The organism is Streptomyces sp. NPDC088732 (assembly GCF_044751205.1).
In the GTDB taxonomy this organism is placed as follows: Bacteria; Actinomycetota; Actinomycetes; order Streptomycetales; family Streptomycetaceae; genus Actinacidiphila.
This window is the reverse complement of the sequence record NZ_JBIVLI010000016.1, coordinates 39909-57790: the sequence shown is the minus strand read 5'-3', so window position 1 is coordinate 57790 and position 17882 is coordinate 39909. Positions and strand designations below refer to the sequence as shown.

Here is a 17882-nt window from a genome sequence, read left to right as displayed (position 1 = left end):
CCGGGACCGTTCAGCCCGCGCCCGCGGCGACCGACTCGTACACCGACCGCGCCTCCGCGCCGAGGCGCGGGCCGGCGATCCACGTGGCAGCCGGCGGGCCGATGGAGGTGTCGCTGACGAGCGCGAGCGTGCCGTCGGGCCGCTCGGCGAACCAGCCGCCGCCGGAGGCGCCGGCGGTCATCGTGCACCCGATGCGGTAGAGCGACGCCCGGTCGGCGCGGAGCGACAGCCGTCCGGGACGGTCCTGGCAGGAGAACAGCCGCTCCCCGTCGAAGGGCGCGGCCGCCGGGTAGCCCCAGGCCTTCATCGCGGGGACGGCGGCCGTCGGCGGGGCGTCGAACCAGACGGGAGCGGCCGCACCGGTCGTCTCCTGGAGGGACGCGCCGCGGCCCGGCATGCTCACGTGCAGCACCGCGTAGTCGCCCGGTGAACCGGCGCCGCCGCTGGCGGCACCCTCGGCGGTCCACTCCGCGGAGGTCGCGGCCCGGTCCGCCCACCACATCCCGAAGGGCGCGATCACGTCCGCCCCGGCGGCCGCCCGGTCGCCGCCGAGCAGACCCCGGTCGTTGTACGAGGGCACGAAGACGATGTTGCGGTACCAGGTGCCCCCGGCACCGCCGTGCACGCAGTGCCCCGCCGTCCACACCAGTCCGGACCGGCCCGGGCGGGCCGGGTCCTCGACCGCGGTGCCGGAGCAGACGGCCGGCCCCTGGGGGGTGTCGAAGAAGACCCTGCCCAGCACGGGAGCGGAGGCGCGGTACGGCGTGCGCTCGGGCACGGCCGCGACGGGCGCCGGTTCCGGGTCGGTCCCGCCCGCGTCGGCGCCGAGGCCGGCGGGCACGCGGGGGTCCGCCGCGGCGGCCCCGGCCATCCGCTCCGTTGTCCACAGGCCGGGGACAAAGGGGTTGGAGAAGCCGGGCAGCGCCTGCCGTGCCGGGCCGGAGCAGCCGGTCACGGCGGCCAGGGCGAGCAGGACCGTCAGGCAGACGCCGGTCCACGGACGCCGGGGTACGGTGCGCATCGTCGTGGTTCCTCGGGTACGGAGGGGCACGTCCGGGGCGGAGGCTTCCGCCCCGAAGGCCGCGGGGCGTCGGTCAGTTGAAGAAGCGGACGGACTTCACTGCCGGGAAGCCGATCGCCGCCAGGTCGTTGACGTTGCCCTGCACGACCAGCGAGTTGCCGGTGCAGTCGGGGCCGTCCCAGATCTTGGCGAAGCCGCTGATCTGCAGGGAGCCGGAGAAGCGGACCGGCCGGCAGCCCGGGCCGGTGATGCCCTCGGCCGGGTCGGCGAAGTTCGCGGTGTCGAAGAACGTGGCGCTGGTCGCGGGCGCGACCGAGGGGCTCGCGCCGTTGTTCTGGCCGCCGTTCTGACCGTTCTGGCCGCCGCCCGCGGTCTGGCCGGCCTTCTGCCCGTCCGGGGTGACGCCGAACCAGGTGCCGCCGACGCCCTGCCCGTTGGTGTCGCCGGGCTTGGTGTCCTTGCTGAAGAGGTAGACCGGCCAGCCGCCGATCGTCACCTGGAAGGCACCGTCGCGCGGGATGAAGCCGATCGCCGACTTCCGGATGCCGTCGATGAAGACCTTGCCGCCCTTGGCGACCAGGTAGGGCGGCCACGTGCTCGCGCAGGCGTCGAAGCAGGTCGACCTCGACGGATTCGCCGAGTCGTTGTCGAAGCGGTAGAGCGTGAAACCGGCACCGTTGAGCACCACCGGGTCCAGCGCCCCGGCCCTGCCGGCCGACAACTGCACCCATGTGCGGGCCACCGGCTTCCGCGCGGCCGCGGCGGGGGCGGCACCCGGCGCGAGGTCGCCGGTGTTCGGCTGTGCGTTGTTCTGCTGAGCCGTGCCGGTGCGGAAGGACAGGTCGGCGGCGCCGGCGGTCGGCGCGCTCGACGGGGTGGTGGCCCCGCTGCTGCAGGCCGACAGCAGGAGCAGGCTCGCGGCGGCGAGGGAGGCGAGCGCGGTGGCGCGAGTGCGGAACATCTGAGTACCCCCGGGGTATCGGTTCGGTCGGCGCCCCGGCGTCCCCGGGGCGGTTGCACACCCCTGCCACGGACGGCGTTCCCGACCGGTTCGGACGTGATCGCGCCGAGACGCGACCGTGACGATTCCCGGATCGGCCGGATGCAATCGTCAACTTCAGGTTGACGCATGCGATGCGTCAACCTACCGTTGACGCATGACGCAACCCATCCGCCTCGACGACCTGATCGAGGCCATCAAGAAGGCCCACCCCGACGCGCTCGACCAGCTCTCCGACGCGGTCCTCGCCGCGGAGCACCTCGGAGAGGTGGCCGACCACCTCATCGGCCACTTCGTCGACCAGGCCCGCCGCTCCGGAGCCTCCTGGACCGACATCGGCAAGAGCATGGGCGTCACCAAGCAGGCCGCCCAGAAGCGCTTCGTCCCCGACCTCGACCCCAGCCAGGGCTTCAGCCGCTTCACACCCCGCGCGCGCAGCACCGTCATGGCCGCCCACACCGAGGCCCGCACCGCCGGCCACGCCGAGATCACCCCCGAGCACCTCGCCCTCGGCCTGCTCTCCGAACCGGAGGGCATCGCCGCCCGCGTCTTCACCGCGCAGGGCCACCCCCTCCCCGCCGTCCGCGAACACCTCACCGCCGCGCTGCCCCCCGCCGCCGGCGAGGCCGTCCCCGAGGTCGTCCCCTACGACCTCCGCTCCCGCAAGGCCCTCGAACTCACCTTCCGCCAGGCGCTGCGCCTCGGCCACAACTACATCGGCACCGAGCACATCCTGCTCGCCCTCCTCGAACTCGAGGACGGCACCGGCCCGCTCACCTCCCTCGGCATCGACAAGTTCACGACGGAGACCGCCGTCACCGAGATGGTCGCGGCGGCCGCCGCCGCCCGCGGCAACTAGCCTGTGCGGCTTCGCCCTGCCGCAGGCCGCCGCCCGCGCGACGTCAGACCAGGGCGGTGTCGCGCGGGTCGCACGGCAGCGGGACGAAGGGCAGCAGTTCGTCGCGGCCCGGCTGGACGACGCCGTACGTGCTCTCCGGCATCTCGTGCCAGGCGTCCGGCAGGTCCCCCAGGGGTTCGGAGACGATCAGCCGGGTCGACGGCGAGACGTCGTGCAGCCACCACAGGTCGGGGTGCAGTTCCTCCAGGGACTTCACGCGGCTGCTGTAGAACAGCGAGCGCGAACGGCCCTCGCTGGAGTAGCGGAACGCCCACAGCCGTTGGCCGTCGGTCGTGGCCACGGTCATCTGCATGGGGAACTCCACCCCGTGCCTGCGGCCGACCTCCTCGACGAGGCCCACCATGCGCGCGACGGCGGCCGGCGCGTCCTGGTCCAGGCCCATGCTGAGGGCGAGCAGGAACATCACCTCGGAGTCGGTGGACCCCTCCAGCCGGGAGAACAGCGCGGGGTCGATGGCGAGCGACAGGTCGCGGCGCAGCCGGTGGAAGTCGGTGATCGCGCCGTTGTGCATCCACAGCCAGCGGCCCACCCGGAAGGGATGGCAGTTGGTCTGCTGGATCGCGGTGCCCGTGGAGGCCCGTACGTGGGCGAAGAAGGTCGGCGAGGTGACGTGGTGCGCGATCTCCCGCAGATTGCGGTTGTTCCAGGCCGGGCCGGTGTCGCGGATGATCCCCGGGGTCTCCAGTCCGGGGGAGTACCAGCCGATGCCGAAGCCGTCGCCGTTGGTCGTCTCGACACCCATGCGGGAGTGCAGGCTCTGGTCGATCAGAGAGTGCTGGGGCTTGTACAGAATGTTGTCGAGCAGCATCGGCGTGCCCGTGTAGGCCAGCCACCGGCACATCAGCACCACCCTCTTCCCCGGGTGTCCCCTCTTTCCCTCCTTATACCTCTTTACCCCTCCGCGGGCCCCGCCGCAGGCCGAGGGCCCGTGGCGGCTCATTCGGTGACGGCGCAGTCCTCGTCCTTGGTGCCGATGATCGTGCACAGCGCCACGTCCCACTGCGCCTCGTCCCCTGCCTTCGGGCCGCCCGCGAGGACGGTCGCCGTCGCGCGTGTGACGGTGTCGAAGCACGCCGGGTTCTGCGCGACCGCGGTGAACAGGATGCGGATACGGCCCTGCTCGAAGCCGTGCCACTGGGCGTAGTCCGCGTCGGACCCCCCGTTCTCCCGGTGCTGCGCCGAGCGCACCTGCGCGGTCAGCGTCGTGAACGCCTGCCGCGCGTCGGCGCAGGACGCCGCTCGTTCCTCGGCGGCGCTGTCCTCCGACGCCCCCAGGACGTAGCCGCCCGCGGCCAGTGCCAGCGCCGCGACCCCCACCGCACCGCCGAGCAGTGCGTTCTGTGTTCTCCCCATGCGGCGGATGGTATGTCAGCGGTCCGGATCCGCCGCGGGGGGAGCCCCCGGGGCCGCCCGGTCCGTAGGCTCCGCTGCATGCTGCTTCGTCAACTGGAGTACCTGGTCGCGCTCGCCCGCGAACGGCACTTCGCCCGCGCCGCGCAGGCCTGCTACGTCTCCCAGCCCTCGCTGTCCGCGGCGATACGGAAACTGGAGCACGAACTCGGGGTGCCGATCGTGATGCGCGGCCGCCGCTTCGAGGGCCTGACCCCCGAGGGGGAACGGGTGCTGGCCTGGGGGCACCGCATCCTGGCGGAGCGGGACGCGCTGCGGCAGGAACTGTCGGAGATGCGCGGCGGGTTGAGCGGCACGCTGCGGATGGGCGCGATCCCCACCGCGCTGACCTCCGCGTCGCTGCTGACCACGCCCTTCTGCGCCCGGCACCCGCGGGCGCGGGTGAGCCTGGAGTCGCTGTCCTCGGGGGACATAACACGCCGGCTGGCCGACTTCGAGCTCGATGTGGCGATGACGTACCTGGACGACGACGCGCTCGTCCACGTCCGCAAGTTCCCGCTGTACGAGGAGCGTTACGTGCTGCTGACGCCCGCGGACGGCGCCGGCGCCGTCCTCGGCCCGGAGCCGGCGGAGAAGGTGAGCTGGGCGCAGGTCGCGACGCTGCCGCTGTGCCTGCTGGCGCCGCGGATGCGCAACCGCCGGATCATCGACGGGTGTTTCGCCGCCGAGGGGGTGTCGGCGGACCCGGCGGTGGAGTCCGACACGGTGGCCGGCCTGTACGCGCACCTGGCGGGCGGCCGCTGGTCGAGCGTCATCTCGCACGCCTGGCTGCACATGTTCGGGGTGCCCGACGGCATGCGGGTGCTGCCGCTGCGGGGCCCGGCGCGGGGGCCGCGGGTGGGGCTGGTCGTCGCGGACCACGAGCCGGGGTCCGTGCTCGGCGGGGCGCTGCTGGAGGTGGCACGTGAGGCGGGGGTGCGGGACGCGCTGGACGAACTGCTCCGCAGCCACCTGCGGCGGCCGTGACCGCCGGTGATAGGAGTCGGCTATCCCGGCATAGCCACAATCGCTTTGACCTGCGGAATCTCGGGCGAGGATCGTGAAAGGCACCTTCCGGCAACGGTATTGAGGAGCCGCGATCATGGCCAAGGTGCTCTGCGTCCTGTACGACGACCCGACCGACGGATACCCGACCACGTACGCCCGCGACGACCTGCCGCGCATCGACCACTACCCCGGCGGCCAGACCACGCCCACCCCGCAGGACACCGACTTCACCCCCGGCCATCTGCTCGGCAGCGTCACCGGTGAGCTCGGCCTGCGCCGCTTCCTGGAGAGCCGGGGCCACACGCTGGTGGTCACCTCCGACAAGGACGGCGACGGGTCGGTCTTCGACCGCGAGCTGCCGGACGCCGACGTCGTGATCTCGCAGCCCTTCTGGCCCGCCTACCTCACCCCCGAGCGCATCGCCGCCGCCAAGAACCTCAAGCTGGCGGTCACCGCGGGCATCGGCTCGGACCACGTCGACCTGGACGCGGCGATCGCGCACGGGGTGACCGTCGCCGAGGTGACCTACTGCAACAGCATCAGCGTCGCCGAGCACGTGGTGATGATGACGCTGTCCCTGGTCCGCAACTACCTGCCCTCCTACAAGGTGGTGCTGGACGGCGGCTGGAACATCGCGGACTGCGTGGCCCGCAGCTACGACCTGGAGGGCATGCACGTCGGCACGGTCGCGGCCGGCCGCATCGGGCTCGCGGTGCTGCGCCGGCTGGCGCCCTTCGACGTCAAGCTGCACTACACCGACCGGCACCGGCTCCCGGAGGAGACCGAGCGCGAGCTCGGCCTGACCTGGCACGCGGACACGGCCTCGATGGTGCCGCACTGCGACGTCGTCACCATCAACGCGCCGCTGCACCCGGAGACCGAGGGCCTGTTCGGGGACGAGCTGCTCGGCACCATGAAGCGCGGCGCGTACCTGATCAACACCGCGCGGGCCCGGATCGCCGACCGCGACGCCATCGACCGGGCGCTGCGCAGCGGCCAGCTGGCCGGGTACGCGGGCGACGTCTGGTACCCGCAGCCCGCGCCGGCCGACCACCCCTGGCGGACCATGCCGCACCACGGCATGACCCCGCACATCTCGGGTTCCTCGCTGTCGGCGCAGGCCCGGTACGCCGCCGGCACCCGGGAGATCCTGGAGTCCTGGTTCGACGGCAAGCCGATCCGCGACGAGTACCTGATCGTCGACGGCGGCGCGCTGGCCGGGACCGGCGCGCACTCGTACTCGACGAACGCCTCGGCGGGCAGCTCCTCCTGACAGGGGCCGGCCCGGGCCCCGTCAGACCGTGTCGATGTGCACGTTGGTGGACTTCACGCGGGCGGTGGCCTCCATGCCGACCTCCAGGCCGAGTTCCTCCACGGCCTCGCGGGTGAGCAGGGAGACCAGCCGGTGCGGGCCGGCCTGGATCTCCACCTGGGCCGCGACGTCCCCCAGCTTCACGGCGATGACGATGCCGGGGAAGGCGTTGCGGACCGAGGTGTGCCCCACCTCGTCCTCACCGCCTCCCCCGGTGCGGGCGAGCTCCACCGAGAACGCGGCGAGGTCGCGGCCGTCGATGAGCCGGCGGCCGCCCTCGTCGCGGTGCGTGGCGACCCGCCCGGCGTCGGCCCACCGGCGCGCGGTGTCGGGGCTGACGCCGAGCAGCCGGGCTGCCTGGCCGATGGTGTAGGAGGGCATGTCGTCGGATTCCTCTCGCCTCGGCCCGACGATATCCCGCCCTCCACCCCGGAGCCGTGGCGCCGCCGCCGGTGCGTCCGGCGCGTACCGCGGGCGGTGGATGCCCGCCCGAGCCCGCCCGGGTCGGCGGGCTCGCGAGGAACTGCCCACGGGTCTGGCGGCGGTTGGCGCCCTGGGCGGCGCGGTGCGGCCGGGTCGCGCGGTGTCGGTGCCTCCGGCGCGTACCGCGGGGTGGACGCCCGGCACGCGCGGGGCGACGGGCTCCGCGAGGAACTGCCTGGCGCAGCCCGATCTCGCGGCACCGCTCCCGCACGGCCCCCGGGGCCGTGTCACACCGCAGTGCGTGAGGCGCGTACCGCGGGGTAGACGCCTGCGGCGGCGACGATGACGACCGCGCCGAGCACGGTGCCGGTCAGGCCGCCCAGGGCGGACAGGGCGGCGGGCTCCGCGAGGAACCGCCCGCGGATCTGGCGGCGGTTGGCGCCCTGGACGCCCGCGGCCGCGCCCCCGAGTACGCCCGGCGCGGTCCGACGGCCCCGGGGCGTGTCACACCGCGGCCAGTGCCTCCGTCGGGGGCAGCCGTGAGGCGCGTACCGCGGGGTAGACGCCTGCGGCGGCGCCGACGACGACCGCGCCGAGTACGCCCGCGGCGAGCGCGAGTGGTGGCAGGACGGGCGGCCATGACCGGGAGAGCGCGTAGCCGGCGGTCGCCGCCGCGCCGAGCACGGTGCCGGTCAGGCCGCCCAGGGCGGACAGGGCGACGGACTCCGCGAGGAACTGCCCGCGGATCTGGCGGCGGTTGGCGCCCAGGGCCCGGCGCAGCCCGATCTCGCGGCGCCGCTCCAGCACGGAGACCACCATGGTGTTGGCCACGCCGATCCCGCCGACCAGCAGGGCGACCCCGGCCAGGCCGAGGAAGAGGGCCGAGAAGGTGTGCTGTGTGGCGCGTTTGGCGGCCAGCGCGTCCGAGGGGCGGCTGACCTGCACCAGGCCGGGCAGTTCGGGGTTGACGGTCGCGGGCAGTACGTCGCGCACCGCCTCGATCCGCGACTCGACCGCCTTCACGTAGATCACCGTCGGATGGCCGTCGAAGCCGAGGGTGTCGCGGGCGGCGTCCCAGCCGACCAGGACGGCGGTGTCCAGTTCGGGGGTGAGCGGCATCGACCGGAGCACACCGATGACGGTGAACGCGTGGCCGTCGACGGACACCAGCGGTTCGCTGCCCGGGACGATCCGGTCGAAGCCCAGCCGGGACGCGGCGCGGTGGCCCAGGACGGCGGTCGGGAAGTGCTCGGTCGCCGGGCTGAGGAACCGGCCGGACCCCATGCTGCCGCCGATCGTGCCCAGCAGATTGGTCCTGGCGGCCAGCACGGTCATCCCGATCGAGTCGTTCGGGTCGGCCAGATCCGAACGCCGCACCGTCGCATGGGTGTTGGCGACGGCGCTCGCGCTGGTGACGGGGCCGATGCGGGCGGCCATCGCGTCGGCCGCCTCGGGGAGCAGCGCCTGCGGCCCGCTGCCCGAGGGCGGGGGCTGCGCGCGCAGCATGTTGGTGCCCAGCGCGGACAGTTCGTCCATGAGCGCCCGCTGGCTGGAGGCGGGGATGCCGGTGACGACGACGAGCGTGGCGATGCCGATGGCGATGCCCAGCGCGGACAGTGCGGCGCGGGTCCTGCGGGTGCGCAGGCCCAGCAGGCCCAGCCGCAGGACGTCCAGGGGGGCGAGCCTGATGCGCTGGTTCATGCGGGGCTCCCGGCGGGGGTGCGGGTGGTGTCGGAGGACACGCGGCCGTCGCGCAGTTCGACCCGGCGCGGCAGCCGGGCGGCGACGTCCCGGTCGTGGGTGATGACCGCGATGGTGGTGCCCTCCTGGTTGAGCGCGGTCAGCAGGTCCAGCACGGCCTGCCCGTTGGCGCTGTCCAGGGCCCCGGTCGGCTCGTCCGCGAGGACCAGCGCGGGCTCGTTGACCAGGGCGCGGGCGATGGCGACCCGCTGCCGTTCACCGCCGGACAGCTGGTGCGGCAGATGGCGGGTGCGGTGCGCCAGGCCCACCCGGGCCAGTGCCTCCTCGGCGCGCGGGCGCCGCAGCCGGCGCGGCACGCCCGCGTACAGCAGGCCGGTGGCGACGTTCTCCGCCGCGTCGAGGCCGTCGGTGAGGTGGAAGTGCTGGAAGACGAAGCCGAGCAGCCGGGCGCGCAGCGCGGACAGCCGCCCGTCGTCCAGCCCGGAGACGGCGTGCCCGGCGATCTCGACGGAGCCGGAGCTCGGCCGGTCGAGGGTGCCCATGAGGTGCAGCAGGGTGGACTTGCCGGACCCGGACGGGCCGAGGATGGCGAGCAGTTCGCCCTCCCCGACGGTGAGCGACACCCGGTCCAGGGCCGTGACGCCGCCGGGATAGGTCTTGGTCACCTCGTGCACGACGAGGACGGGCGCGGCGGGGGGCCGGCTCATGAGGCCGTCACCACGGTCATGCCCTCCGCCACGCCCGGTCCGCTGATCTCGACCACGCCGTCGGAGAACATCCCGGTCCGCACCGCGACGAGCGCTCCCCCGGGCCGCTGCACCGCGTACCCGCCCTCGCGGAGCGCGACGAGCGCGGTGACGGGGACGGTGAGGACACCCTTGCGTTCGGTGCTGGTGAACCGGACCTGCACGGAGGCCGAGTCCAGCGCCTGCACGTCCGCGGCCCGCCGCGGCACGACGGTGACGGCGACCGTGGGCGGCCCGGCCTGCGCCTGATCCTCCTCGGAGGAGCTGCCCTGGACGGCGCGGGCGACCACGGTGACCGTGGCCGGGATCTCCCGGTTGTCGGGCAGGACGACGGTGACGGCCTGCCCGGTGCGGATGGCGCCCACGTCGGTGGCGTCCACGGTGACCGACACGGACTTGCCCGTCGCGCTGTACGTCAGCAGGTCCCCTTCCGCGGGGTCGCCGAGGACGGCGGTGACCGTGTTGACCCGTACCGGTCCCGGCAGGACCACGGCCCGGCCGAGGGGGAGAGTGCCGGTCGCCTGCCGGCCGGTGTCGCGCTGCCACCGCTTGAGCGCGGCGCTGAGGGCGGGGGTGAACTCGTCCCCGCCGGTCGCACCGCCCGCCGTGGCCGCGTCGCGGGACGACCACCCGGTGTCGCCGGTGTCGTACCCCAGGGCCCTGAGGTTGTCGGCCAGCACGGTCACGTCACGGCCGTGCAGGCCGGGCTTGTCCAGTGCGCGGAAGAACGGGGTGTCGCCGAAGAAGGCCGTGACGGGCTGGTCGTCCACCCAGTACAGGGGCTTGCCGCGGGCGGCCCGCGTACCGGGGGACGGCAGCCGGGTGACCGTGCCCGCGCCCTTGCCGCGCAGGGGCAGCGGGCGGCCGTAGCCGAGGGTGCCGGGCATCGTGCGCCGGGTCGACAGGTCGGTCCTGGCCACCTTCGCCGTGTGGACGCGGACCGGGTCCTCGGGCGCGGCGTGCTGGCTGCCGGCCCGTGCGTTCCAGGCGACGGTGCCCGCGCCGGCCGTGCCGGCGGTCAGCAGGACGGCCAGGGTCACCGTGAACCGGTGTCTGCGGCGGAGGTGGAGGCGGTGCTCAGCCATTCCCGCCGCCGAACGACTTCACCTTGCAACTCAGGTCGAGGTCCGCCGCCTTCTCCTCGCTCAGGGTGTTCTGGCCCTTGTACGTCCAGCCGGTGTTGCCGGGGAGTGCCACGACGTGCAGGCCGCCGTCGTTGAGGCAGGCCACGTAGTCGCGGTAGTCCTCGTCGAAGTGCGGGTTGGTCTCCCGCTCGGTCTCGGGCGGCTGGAGGGGCATCTGCCCCGCGCAGGCCTTCTCCGCGGCCTTGGCGGTGGGGCTGTTGTCGTTCTGGTCGACGGAGTAGGGGCCGCGCTGAAGGATCATCTTGTGCCCGTGCTCCTTGAGGCACTTCCAGTAGCCCTCCCAGTACACCTGGGTCTCGGCGTCGGTCATGTCGAGGCGGAGCTGCGGGCGGCCGTTGCCGTCAGCGGCCGGGGAGGGGGCGTCGGCCGAGGGGGCGGCGGCCGACGAGGAGGGCGCTTCGTCGGCGGGGGCGGCCGGGGCGGAGGCGGTCTGCAGCGAGGCGACGTCGTCCTTGCCGGCGGCGGTGTCGCCGGCCGGTGCGGAGGAGCCTCCGCAGCCGGTGAGCAGCAGCGCGGCGGCCAGCACGGCGGCGGCCCCCAGGGGCCGGGGGATGCGTGAACGGGTCATGCCGCCCCATCGTGGGCGGCGAATGTGGGGAACCTGTCAGGAAGCGTTCGCGGTCCCTTGGTCCCGTCCCGGAAGCACCCGCGACCAGGGAAACGCGTAATTTGTCATACCTATACTCCCGGCATGAGCGCACGCATCCTGGTCGCCGAGGACGACACCAAGCAGGCCCAGCTGGTCCGCCTGTACCTGGAGCACGAGGGCCACACGGTCACCGTCGTCCACGACGGCCGCGCCGCGCTGGAGGAACTGCGCCGCGACCCGCCCGACCTGCTCGTCCTGGACGTGATGATGCCCAAGGTCGACGGACTCGACGTCTGCCGCATCCTGCGCCGCGAGTCCGACCTGCCGGTGCTCATGCTCACGGCCCGCTGCACCGAGGACGACCTGCTGCTCGGCCTGGACCTGGGCGCCGACGACTACATGGCCAAGCCCTACAGCCCGCGCGAGCTGGTCGCCCGGGTGCGGACCCTGCTGCGGCGGGCCCGCCCCGCGCCGGCCGCCGCCCCCCGCCCCGACCCCGTGCTGACCGTGGGCGGCCTCGCCGTCGACCCGGTGCGCCACGAGGTGAGCTGCGACGGCGAGCCGGTCGACTGCACACCAGGGGAGTTCCGGCTGCTGGAGACGCTCGCGGAGCAGCCGGGCCGGGTCTTCTCCCGCGAGCAGATCCTGGCGCAACTGCACGGAACCGGCCGCTACTTCACCGTACGCACGGTGGACACGCACGTGATGAACCTGCGCCGCAAGATCGAGCCGGACCCCGCCCGCCCGATACGCCTGCTCACCGTCTACGGCGTGGGCTACAAGCTCGCGGGGGACGCGTGAGGCGGCCGGGCCGGCGCGGCAGCCTGGTCCTGCGGCTGCTCGTGCTGTCCGTGCTGATATCCGTCTGCTCGATCGGCGCGACCGCCTGGCTGGCCGTCCGCACCACCGCGCGGGCGATCCACCAGGAGCAGGGCCAGGTCTTCGCCGACGACGCGCGGATCTACGACGCGCTGCTGGGACTCGCGGCGCGCCAGGACGACTGGCACGGGGCGCAGCCACTGGTCGACCGGCTGGCCCGGGAGACCGGGCACCGCATCGCCCTCACCGACCAGGACCGCCGCCCGTTCGTCGACTCCGCCGCCCCGGCCGCCTCCGCCGACGGGTCCGGCAGCCGTTCCGTGCCGCTGCCGGAGCGGGCGTCGGCGACCGTGGACCCGCTCGCGGTCGACTCCGTCTTCGTGCCCGGCGCGGGCGACTCCGACCGCATCGACCCGCGCGCGGTCGGCCCGTTCCGGCTGCCGCCCGCCGAACGCGACCACCTGAGGGAACTGGCCCAGCGGGAGGCGGCCTGCCTGCACGACGTCCTCGGCATCGAGGCCACCGTCACCACCACGCCCAGCGGGCGGCCGCGGCTGCAGACGTACCTCGTCCAGCCGCCCACCGGCTCCCGCTGCGAGGCGGCCGGCCTGGGCGAGCCCACGGCCACCGAGGCCCGTGCGCTCGCCCGGCTCAACACCCTGGCCGACACCTGCCTCGCCCGACGCGACGCCCCGCCCGTGCAGCTCGCCCTCGACCTGACCTGGACGACCACCGGGTCCCGGAGCCCGGCGGCCCGGCGCACGCAGGCGCAGTGCCTGGCCACCGCCCGCCGCGAGCAGCTGACCCCGTACGTCGCGCCGCCCGCGCTGCTGTTCGTCGGCGCCCCCGACCCGGAGGCCGCCGTCCCCTCCTCCCCCTTCGACCTGTCCGCGCCCAACCGGGTGCGCATCGCGGGCGTCGTCGGGGGTGTCCTGCTGCTCACGGTCGCGGTCACCGTCGTCCTGGGCCTGCGCCTCGTCCGGCCGCTGCGGGCCCTGACCGGGGCCGCCCGGCGGTTCAAGGACGGTGACGTCACGGTACGGGTGGCGGTCACCGGCCGCGACGAGATCAGCCGGCTCGCGGAGGTCTTCAACGAGATGTCCCGGCGCCGGGCCGAACTGGAGCAGCTGCGCACCGCCATGGTCGGGGACGTGGCCCATGAGCTGCGGACCCCGCTCAGCACCATCCGCGGCTGGCTGGAGGCCGCCGAGGACGGCATCGTCCCCGCCGACGGGCCGCTGATCTCCTCGCTGCTGGAGGAGGCGCTGCTGCTCCAGCACGTCGTGGACGACCTCCAGGACCTCGCTGCCGCGGACGCCGGTGAACTGCGGCTCCACAAGGGCCCGGTGGACCTCGCCGACCTGCTGCGCCAGGTCGCCACCGCGCACCGCGGCCGCGCCGACAAGGCCGGGGTGGTCCTCGCCGTGGACGCCGCCGACGGCCTCGGCGACCTGCACGCCGATCCGGTGCGGCTGCGTCAGGCGGTCGGCAACCTGGTCTCCAACGCCGTCCGCCACACCCCGCCCGGCGGCAGCGTCACCCTGCGCGGCCGGCGCGACGGGGACACCGTGCTCGTCGCGGTCGCCGACACCGGCACCGGCATCGGCCCGGAGGACCTGCCGCATGTCTTCGACCGGTTCTGGCGCGCCGAGAAGTCCCGCAGCCGCAGCACCGGCGGCAGCGGCCTCGGCCTCGCCATCGTCCGCAACCTCGCGCACGCCCACGGCGGCACGGTCACCGCCGGGAGCACCCTCGGCGCCGGCTCGGTCTTCACCCTGCGGCTGCCGGTCAGTGCGGGAACGTCCGGGGCGGGCGCTGACGGGGAAGCCCGTCGCGGAACTCCTCGATGATCGAGCTGATCTGCCGGGTGAGCTGCGTGCCCTCCAGCCGGTCCAGGTAGAGGTTGCGGCGGGCCAGGCCGACGGCGTCCACGCAGAAGTACAGCGCCATCAGCGGATTGACGAACAACTCGCTGTTCCGGGTGCGCTCGGTGAACCGGACGTTCCCGAACTCGCCCCGCACCGCCGCCGCCACGGAGCCGTTGACGATGCTCGGGTGGTCGGGCGTCGCGGCCTGCGCGTGCGCGACCGCGTCCAGGTAGAGCGCTCCCTCCCGGCTGTCGCGCGGCAGGGAGAACGCGCCGAGGTAGGCGCCGTCCCGTTCGAGGGCGGCCAGGTTCTCCAGCACCAGGGCGTGGTTGACGCCGTGGTACGCGTCCACGCCGAAACCCAGGCACAGCACGAGGCGTTCGGCCACGCCGGTGAGCCCGTCGACGGCGGCGAGGCTCGCCATGTCCTCCTCGGGGGTGCCGAGGCCGCTCTCGTCGCCGCGCATCAGGATGTCGGTGCCGCCGTCGGCCAGCACGATCGCGTCGACCCCGCCCACGTGCTCGATCAGCGCCCGGTAGGCCGCGCGCAGCGGCTCCACGCCCGCCCGCTCCAGCGCGTAGACCGTGGACGGCATCCCGTGCAGCTCCAGCCAGCGCGCCAGGGTCCGTTCCGGGAAGTACGTGCCGCGCGCCGCGGTGTCCGGGCGGACCGCGGCCACTCCGGGCTCCACCCACACGTCCGTGTCCAGGCCGTACAGGTCCGCGAACGACAGGTTGGCCAGCACCACCTCCTTGCCGGCCGCGCGCAGCGCCAGCGCAGGCGCGAGTCCCGCGTACACGTCGAATCCGCCGCCCGCCCCGGCCACGAGCACCCGCCGGGCGTCCCGCAACCGGGTGAAGAGGGCCGGCTCGTCAAGGGAGAACACCGGAGGACGGTAACAGCCCTTCCGGAGCGGCCGCCCGGGGGAAACGTTGGGCCGTTCGGGGGAAAACCGCGGCGGGTTGCGGACGGCTGCCCCGGAGCGGGCGGCGGACCGCCGGACGGGGCGGGACAAGCGGTGTATAACCGCCGTGTCGGAGTCGTACGACAAGGGCCCTGCGGCCCGAGGGGCCGAGGGATTCGGGGAACGGTGAACAGGATCGCCCAAGTGGGAGCCGTCGTCGCGGGAGCCCTCGGTGTGCTGGGCACCGCGCCCGGTGAGGCCGCCGCCCAGGGGGTGCACCCCGAACCGTCGCTGCTGCACGCGGTGGCGGGCGCGGACGTCGGCACGGTGCTCCAGGCCGGCCCCGCCGTGGTCTGCGGACCGCTGATCGGCTTCACCTACCACGGGCCGGTGACCTGCGTGAACGGGCCGGTCCGCAGCGGCAACAGCCGCAACAGCGGGAATTTCGTCAACCGCGGCAACCCCAACAACAGCGGCAACCTGTCCAGCTCCAACGGCTCCACCGGCTCCAACAACGAGGTCAACGGCGACGCCGTGGACAGTTCCAACTCCACCCAGGTCATCCGGGGGCACGGCGGCCGCGGCCGCTAGCCGCCCGGCCGCCCCGCCGTCCGCGGCGCCGGGTGGTCGGGCACGGGGGTCCGTCGGACAATGGTGGCGCATGTGCTGATTCCGCCCACGGGGGGCGTGAGGATCGAGAGGTCTGCGATGACACGAGCCGTGCGATACGCCCTGGTGACCGCCGGCGCCGGGACCCTGCTGCTGTGTGCCGGTGCCCCGGCGCTCGCCGCGCCCGACGACATCCGCGCCCGCTGCACACCCGACGCGCGGTTCTGCGCGAACGGTCCAGTGAACAGCGGAAATCTGCACAACAGCCAGAACGTCACGATCAACGGGACCACGAACAACAGCGGCAACCCCAACAACGTCATCGGCTCACCGAACAGCGCCAACACGTACGAGGGCCCGGGCAACAACAGCTGGAACAACGTCCAGCAGATCACCCGGGCCCTCGTCGGCTGAGTCACGCGAAGGCCGCGCTACGGCGCGGTCTTCGCCCCGTACGTGCTCAGGAAGCGGTTGCGGAAGGTGTCCATGCGCCACACCGGCGCGTCCGGATGCGGCTGCAGCCCGTCCTGCCAGCCCCAGCCCGCCATGCGGTCGAGCACGTCCTTGTCGTGGGCGACGATGGAGATCGGCACGTCGTGGCTGGGGTTCTCGCCGCTGACCATCGTGGTGGGCTGGTGGTCGCCGAGGAAGACCAGCACGGTGTTGTCGTTGCCGTACCGCTCCACCCAGGACACCAGGTTGCCCACCGTGTACTCGATGGACTTGGCGTACTCCTGGCGCACCGAGTGCGCGCTCTTCCACACGTCGTCGGGGTTCTTCCCCTCCTTGTTGATGGCGTTGAAGACCGAGCCGTCACCGATGTCGTCCCAGCCGATCGTCCGCGGGATCGGCGCCCAGGGGCGGTGGCTGGAGACCAGGATGATCTCGCTCATCAGCGGCTTGTCGTGCGTCTTGCCGTGCTCCAGCCGCTGGAACGCCTCCAGGCTGTACTGGTCCGGCACCGGCGACCAGCTGAAGTTGGGGCCCTTGTAGCCGAGGTGCTGCGAGTCGTAGACGTTGTCCAGGCCGTAGAACTTCGCCTCCGGCCAGGACCGGATGACACCCGGCATGATGCCCACCGTGCGCCAGGCGTCCGCGCGTTGGAAGGCGCCGGTGAGGGTCAGCCGGTCGCTGGAGGTGACGGTGCGGTAGCGCTGCTGGTTGTCGATCCACAGCCCCGACAGGAACGTCGAGTGCGCCAGCCAGCTCCCGCCGCCGAACGTCGGCGAGGTGAGGAACGCGCTCCGCGAGGAGAAGCCGGCCGCCTCCAGCCGGCGCGTGCCGTCCGCGAGCATCGCGTCCACCTGGGGCGCCATCTCCGGGGACTCCACCGCGCTGCGGCCGTAGCTCTCCACGAACGCGAAGATGACGTCCTTGCCGCGCAGCCCGCTCAGCAACTGGTCCGGCGGCACGTCGGCGAACGGGTCGACCGCCGCCTCCTTCGCGAACTTCTCCCCGTCCGCCAGGCTCGCGCGCGCCGAGTGGAGGTGGTTCGACGCCTGGTCCACCGTGGTCTTCGCCGCGAGCGGATTACCCGCGACCTGCACTCCGAAGGCCGCCAGCGCGATCCACAGCGTCCCCAGCACCAGCGTGCTGCGGGTCGCCACGAGGCGGTGCCGGTTGACGACCGTGCTCATCCGCACGACGGCCAGCGTCATCAGCACGAGCAGCACCACGACGAGCAGGATCGCCCCGACCACGGCGGCAATGGCGTAGGCCTGGCCCGAGGTCTCCTTCAGGTACTCCTCGCCGTCACCGACCAGGGTCCAGTCCAGCACCGGGTCGAAGGGGCGGTAGAGCACCGAGAAGAAGCCCATGTCGAGGAACTTCAGGATCGTCAGCAGCCCGAGGACGACACCGGCGACCGCGGCGGCGACCCGCCGCGGCCGCCGCGGGAGCAGCAGCGCCACCCCGGCGGCGATGACGGCTTCCGCCGGGATCCGCGCGAACCGCGCCACCGTCAGCTCGCCCGGGGCGGCCGGCAGCAGCACGGCACCCAGCACGAGGACCGCGGCCAGCGCGGTCGTCACCCCCGAGATGCCCCGCGCCGCGCGCGGATACCGGGCCCGCCACCCCGCCTGGCGGGAACCGTCGGTCCCGGCGTCCCCGCCGCCGGTGGTGCCCTCCGCCTGCTCGGCGGGGGCGTTGTCGGCCCGGGCCGTGTCGGTTTCGCCGGTGGTTTCGGCCTGTTCGGCTGGGGGGTTGTCGGCGTCGGGCTCTTCTGTTTCGGCGTGGCCGGTTCGTTCGGCCTGGGCCTGGTCGGCTTCGGCGGGCTTGCCGCGTTCGGCTTGGGCTGTGTCGGCTTCGCCGGGCTCTGCCTGAGCGGCTTGGGCTGTGTCGGTTTCGCCGGTGGTTTCGGCCTGTTCGGCTGGGGGGTTGTCGGCGTCGGGCTCTTCTGTTTCGGCGTGGCCGGTTCGTTCGGCCTGGGC

The 17882-nt window shown here is 73.7% G+C and carries 19 protein-coding genes; 8 read left to right on the top strand and 11 right to left on the bottom strand.

Features of this window, described 5'->3' with window-relative positions; all coding sequences use genetic code 11:
• Positions 1-10: 10 nt before the first annotated feature.
• A complete protein-coding gene (locus ACIP9H_RS26010) occupies positions 11-1021 on the bottom strand; it encodes a trypsin-like serine peptidase (protein ID WP_401588692.1) in 1011 nt (336 codons plus the stop codon).
• Positions 1022-1094: 73 nt separating this feature from the next.
• Entirely contained in the window at positions 1095-1982 is an 888-nt protein-coding gene (locus ACIP9H_RS26005) for a hypothetical protein (RefSeq protein ID WP_401588694.1), read from the bottom strand.
• A 196-nt stretch (positions 1983-2178) separates the two neighbouring features.
• On the opposite strand from ACIP9H_RS26005, the gene ACIP9H_RS26000 reads away from it, so the two are divergent.
• Entirely contained in the window at positions 2179-2880 is a 702-nt protein-coding gene (locus ACIP9H_RS26000) for a Clp protease N-terminal domain-containing protein (protein WP_401588696.1), read from the top strand.
• Between the two features lie 43 nt (positions 2881-2923).
• Here ACIP9H_RS26000 and ACIP9H_RS25995 read toward each other — a convergent pair whose 3' ends face one another.
• Complete coding sequence (locus ACIP9H_RS25995; protein WP_401588699.1) at positions 2924-3781, bottom strand: class II glutamine amidotransferase; 858 nt, start codon at positions 3779-3781, stop codon at positions 2924-2926.
• A 95-nt stretch (positions 3782-3876) separates the two neighbouring features.
• Positions 3877-4293, bottom strand: a complete 417-nt coding sequence (locus ACIP9H_RS25990; RefSeq protein WP_401588701.1) for a hypothetical protein — start codon at positions 4291-4293, stop codon at positions 3877-3879.
• A 78-nt stretch (positions 4294-4371) separates the two neighbouring features.
• Between ACIP9H_RS25990 and ACIP9H_RS25985 the strand changes: the two genes are divergently transcribed.
• Together ACIP9H_RS25985 and ACIP9H_RS25980 are read left to right on the top strand one after the other, a co-directional pair.
• Entirely contained in the window at positions 4372-5316 is a 945-nt protein-coding gene (locus ACIP9H_RS25985) for a LysR substrate-binding domain-containing protein (protein ID WP_401588704.1), read from the top strand.
• Between the two features lie 115 nt (positions 5317-5431).
• The gene (locus tag ACIP9H_RS25980) at positions 5432-6610 is read left to right on the top strand and encodes an NAD-dependent formate dehydrogenase (protein WP_401588706.1); all 1179 of its coding nucleotides are present in this window, start codon (positions 5432-5434) and stop codon (positions 6608-6610) included.
• 21 nt (positions 6611-6631) lie between these two features.
• On the opposite strand, the gene ACIP9H_RS25975 is transcribed toward ACIP9H_RS25980, so the two are convergent.
• From ACIP9H_RS25975 to ACIP9H_RS25955, 5 genes are all read right to left on the bottom strand, one after another.
• Entirely contained in the window at positions 6632-7030 is a 399-nt protein-coding gene (locus ACIP9H_RS25975; RefSeq protein ID WP_360905005.1) for a helix-turn-helix transcriptional regulator, read from the bottom strand.
• A 546-nt stretch (positions 7031-7576) separates the two neighbouring features.
• Complete coding sequence (locus ACIP9H_RS25970; RefSeq protein ID WP_401588709.1) at positions 7577-8773, bottom strand: ABC transporter permease; 1197 nt, start codon at positions 8771-8773, stop codon at positions 7577-7579.
• Positions 8770-9480: an ABC transporter ATP-binding protein gene (locus tag ACIP9H_RS25965; RefSeq protein WP_401588711.1), complete on the bottom strand. Its 711-nt coding sequence runs from the start codon at positions 9478-9480 to the stop codon at positions 8770-8772. The genes ACIP9H_RS25970 and ACIP9H_RS25965 overlap by 4 nt, the downstream gene beginning before the upstream one ends.
• Positions 9477-10604: a hypothetical protein gene (locus ACIP9H_RS25960; RefSeq protein ID WP_401588714.1), complete on the bottom strand. Its 1128-nt coding sequence runs from the start codon at positions 10602-10604 to the stop codon at positions 9477-9479. Before ACIP9H_RS25960 ends, ACIP9H_RS25965 begins: the two co-directional genes overlap by 4 nt.
• Entirely contained in the window at positions 10597-11232 is a 636-nt protein-coding gene (locus ACIP9H_RS25955) for a hypothetical protein (RefSeq protein ID WP_401588717.1), read from the bottom strand. The genes ACIP9H_RS25960 and ACIP9H_RS25955 overlap by 8 nt, the downstream gene beginning before the upstream one ends.
• Positions 11233-11355: 123 nt before the next feature.
• On the opposite strand from ACIP9H_RS25955, the gene ACIP9H_RS25950 reads away from it, so the two are divergent.
• Both ACIP9H_RS25950 and ACIP9H_RS25945 read left to right on the top strand, forming a co-directional pair.
• Positions 11356-12054, top strand: a complete 699-nt coding sequence (locus ACIP9H_RS25950) for a response regulator transcription factor (RefSeq protein ID WP_401588719.1) — start codon at positions 11356-11358, stop codon at positions 12052-12054.
• Entirely contained in the window at positions 12051-13922 is a 1872-nt protein-coding gene (locus ACIP9H_RS25945; protein WP_401588721.1) for a sensor histidine kinase, read from the top strand. The genes ACIP9H_RS25950 and ACIP9H_RS25945 overlap by 4 nt, the downstream gene beginning before the upstream one ends.
• On the opposite strand, the gene ACIP9H_RS25940 is transcribed toward ACIP9H_RS25945, so the two are convergent.
• Complete coding sequence (locus ACIP9H_RS25940) at positions 13861-14826, bottom strand: DUF1152 domain-containing protein (protein ID WP_401588723.1); 966 nt, start codon at positions 14824-14826, stop codon at positions 13861-13863. The genes ACIP9H_RS25945 and ACIP9H_RS25940 overlap by 62 nt on opposite strands.
• A 204-nt stretch (positions 14827-15030) precedes the next feature.
• Here ACIP9H_RS25940 and ACIP9H_RS25935 point away from each other — a divergent pair, with 204 nt between their 5' ends.
• Positions 15031-15435, top strand: coding sequence for a hypothetical protein (locus tag ACIP9H_RS25935; protein WP_401588726.1), 405 nt, complete (start codon positions 15031-15033; stop codon positions 15433-15435).
• A gap of 117 nt (positions 15436-15552) precedes the next feature.
• Positions 15553-15867, top strand: coding sequence for a hypothetical protein (locus tag ACIP9H_RS25930; protein WP_401588729.1), 315 nt, complete (start codon positions 15553-15555; stop codon positions 15865-15867).
• A 17-nt stretch (positions 15868-15884) separates the two neighbouring features.
• On the opposite strand, the gene ACIP9H_RS25925 is transcribed toward ACIP9H_RS25930, so the two are convergent.
• Positions 15885-17483 carry a sulfatase gene (locus ACIP9H_RS25925; protein WP_401588732.1) on the bottom strand — a complete coding sequence of 533 codons (1599 nt, stop codon included), beginning with the start codon at positions 17481-17483 and terminating at the stop codon, positions 15885-15887.
• A 201-nt stretch (positions 17484-17684) separates the two neighbouring features.
• Here ACIP9H_RS25925 and ACIP9H_RS25920 point away from each other — a divergent pair.
• Positions 17685-17882, top strand: a 198-nt coding sequence (locus ACIP9H_RS25920; protein ID WP_401961114.1) for a hypothetical protein, incomplete at its 3' end; no start/stop codon positions are given.

Excerpts from the sequence above, each read along its gene's own strand:
- ACIP9H_RS26005 (WP_401588694.1), bottom strand. The coding sequence starts at position 1,982 with ATGTTCCGCACTCGCGCCACCGCGCTCGCCTCCCTCGCCGCCGCGAGC.
- ACIP9H_RS25980 (WP_401588706.1), top strand. The coding sequence starts at position 5,432 with ATGGCCAAGGTGCTCTGCGTCCTGTACGACGACCCGACCGACGGATAC.
- ACIP9H_RS25930 (WP_401588729.1), top strand. The coding sequence starts at position 15,553 with ATGACACGAGCCGTGCGATACGCCCTGGTGACCGCCGGCGCCGGGACC.
- ACIP9H_RS25970 (WP_401588709.1), bottom strand. The coding sequence starts at position 8,773 with ATGAACCAGCGCATCAGGCTCGCCCCCCTGGACGTCCTGCGGCTGGGC.
- ACIP9H_RS25955 (WP_401588717.1), bottom strand. The coding sequence starts at position 11,232 with ATGACCCGTTCACGCATCCCCCGGCCCCTGGGGGCCGCCGCCGTGCTG.
- ACIP9H_RS25995 (WP_401588699.1), bottom strand. The coding sequence starts at position 3,781 with ATGTGCCGGTGGCTGGCCTACACGGGCACGCCGATGCTGCTCGACAAC.
- ACIP9H_RS25960 (WP_401588714.1), bottom strand. The coding sequence starts at position 10,604 with ATGGCTGAGCACCGCCTCCACCTCCGCCGCAGACACCGGTTCACGGTG.
- ACIP9H_RS25950 (WP_401588719.1), top strand. The coding sequence starts at position 11,356 with ATGAGCGCACGCATCCTGGTCGCCGAGGACGACACCAAGCAGGCCCAG.
- ACIP9H_RS25965 (WP_401588711.1), bottom strand. The coding sequence starts at position 9,480 with ATGAGCCGGCCCCCCGCCGCGCCCGTCCTCGTCGTGCACGAGGTGACC.
- ACIP9H_RS25985 (WP_401588704.1), top strand. The coding sequence starts at position 4,372 with ATGCTGCTTCGTCAACTGGAGTACCTGGTCGCGCTCGCCCGCGAACGG.
- ACIP9H_RS25990 (WP_401588701.1), bottom strand. The coding sequence starts at position 4,293 with ATGGGGAGAACACAGAACGCACTGCTCGGCGGTGCGGTGGGGGTCGCG.
- ACIP9H_RS26000 (WP_401588696.1), top strand. The coding sequence starts at position 2,179 with ATGACGCAACCCATCCGCCTCGACGACCTGATCGAGGCCATCAAGAAG.
- ACIP9H_RS26010 (WP_401588692.1), bottom strand. The coding sequence starts at position 1,021 with ATGCGCACCGTACCCCGGCGTCCGTGGACCGGCGTCTGCCTGACGGTC.
- ACIP9H_RS25975 (WP_360905005.1), bottom strand. The coding sequence starts at position 7,030 with ATGCCCTCCTACACCATCGGCCAGGCAGCCCGGCTGCTCGGCGTCAGC.